Origin of the sequence: Actinomadura sp. 7K534 (genome assembly GCF_004348575.1) — a bacterium.
GTDB lineage: Bacteria > Actinomycetota > Actinomycetes > Streptosporangiales > Streptosporangiaceae > Spirillospora > Spirillospora livida.
The window spans coordinates 1-2121 of record NZ_SMKB01000445.1 but is presented as its reverse complement, the minus strand read 5'-3'; the positions used below and the strand labels follow the sequence as shown (position 1 = coordinate 2121).

Here is a 2121-nt window from a genome sequence, read left to right as displayed (position 1 = left end):
CCACCCGCCTCTCCCCCTCGCCCCCGCACGGTCCTCATGAAACCTGACTTGGCTCACGTTCGGGGTGCGTGGCTGAGCCCGGTGCGCTGAACTGGGCCTTCGTCTCTAGTCGCGGCGAAAAGTGCGCACTAACGAGCCGGGGTTTTTAGGGTGTGGGCGTGCCGTATGTGCGGACGGTGAAGACGGCGTCGGGCGCCCGGGCGGTGCAGATCGTGTACTCCTCGCGGCGTGGACCGCGGGAGATCGAACACATCGGGTCGGCGCGTGACGACGTCGAGCTGGAGCTGCTGAAGGCGGTAGCTCGGCAGCGGATCGCTGCAGGCCAGGGTGAGCTCGACCTCGGTCTGGACGACGGGCCGCAGACGGGTGGTCCGCTGCCGATCACCCGGTCACGGATGGGCCACCTGTGGGACGCGTTGTCGCGGGCGTACGACGTGCTGGGGTTTGATGAGGCCGCCGGAGACGAGGTGTTCCGGCAGTTGGTGCTGGCACGGATCATCGAGCCTGCCAGCAAGCAGGACAGCCTGCGCGTCCTTGAGGAGGTGGGTGTCGATCCGGTCTAGCCTCCCGCTTTCATGGCGGGTTGATTCCGGCTGGTCGTTGACATGAGAAAAGTGCTCCTGAACTGGGAGGATAGGGCTTGCTGAAGGTCCTGTCCGCACCAAGTTCTGGAGCACTTTCCAAGTGAAGACTACCGGCCGCAAGGCCAAGATCGTGGTGTCCGGGGACGGTGCGGGGATCGCCTCCCAGGCGGGTGGCCTGCTGCTGATCGAGGCCCTGCGGGCGACAGGCCTGGACCAGGGCTTGCCGCGGGCGCTGTCGCGGTGGCGGGCATCGCGGGCGATGCACGATCCGGGGAAGATCGTGACGGATCTGGCCGTGACGCTGGCACTGGGCGGAGACTGCCTGGCCGACATAGCGGTGCTGCGGTCCTCACCGGAGTTGTTCGGGCCGGTGGCCTCCGATCCGACAGTGTCGCGGCTGGTCACCACCCTGGCCGAAGCCGGGCCGGCGGCGTTGCGGGCGATCCGCACAGCGCGGGCGCAGGCACGCCAGCGGGCCTGGGCGCTGGCCGGGCCCGGTGCTCCGGGCGCCGGCGGCGGGCTGATCCCGGTGGACCTGGACGCAACCATCGTGCTCGCCCATTCCGACAAGGACCAGGCCGCCCCGACCTGGAAGCGCACCTTCGGCCATCACCCGATGACCGCGTTCATCGACCACGGCCCCGGCGGGACCGGTGAGGCCGCCGCGCTGGTGCTGCGGCCGGGCAACGCCGGGTCCAACACCGCCGCCGACCACATCACCGCAGGACGCCTGGCCCTCAACCAGATCCCGACCCGCCTGCACAAACAGGTCATCATCCGGACCGATTCGGGTGGCGGCACCCACGAGTTCCTGGACTGGGTCACCGCCCGCCGCGTCAAGTACTCGATCGGGTTCAACCTCACCGACGACATCTGCACCGCGATCCTCGCCCTGCCCGAACACGTGTGGCAGTGCGCCTACGACGCCGACCGGCAGCCCCGCCCCGGCGCGTGGGTGGCCGAGCTGACCGGGATGCTGGACCTGTCGTCCTGGCCCAAGGGCATGCGGGTCATCGTCCGCCGCGAACGCCCCCACCCCGGCGCGCAACTGCGGTTCACCGACATCGACGGGCACCGCTTCACGTGTTTCGTCACCGGAACCCGGCCCGGCGGCAAGTACGGGCAACTCGCCGACCTGGAGCTGCGCCACCGCCGCCGGGCCCGCTGCGAGGACCGCATCCGCTGCGCCAAGGACACCGGCCTGCGCAACCTGCCCCTGCACGGCGCCGCCGCCAACCAGATCTGGCTGGAGATCGTCGCGCTGGCCTCGGAACTGACCGCCTGGACCCAGATGCTCGCCCTGACCGGCCACCCGGCCCGCACCTGGGAACCCAAACGCCTACGGCTGCGGATCTTCTCCGCCGCCGGACGTCTGGCCCGTGGAGGCAGGCGGCTCCGGCTCCGGCTGAGCAACCGCTGGCCCTGGACCGACCTGATCACCACCGCGATCACCCGGCTGCAAACGCTGCCCGCACCCTGACCAGGAACAAGCCGCCCCACCAACCCCGGAAAGGAGCCCCCAGGGCCCGTGGAACCC

The 2121-nt window shown here is 70.1% G+C and carries 1 protein-coding gene and 1 pseudogene; both read left to right on the top strand.

What is annotated here, in order from left to right:
- Positions 1-203 precede the first annotated feature (203 nt).
- A pseudogene (locus E1266_RS38605) lies at positions 204-557 on the top strand (IS1634 family transposase); the annotation flags it as partial.
- A gap of 127 nt (positions 558-684) precedes the next feature.
- Positions 685-2064: an IS1380 family transposase gene (locus E1266_RS36960; protein WP_132055196.1), complete on the top strand. Its 1380-nt coding sequence runs from the start codon at positions 685-687 to the stop codon at positions 2062-2064.
- The last annotated feature ends 57 nt before the right edge of the window (positions 2065-2121 follow it).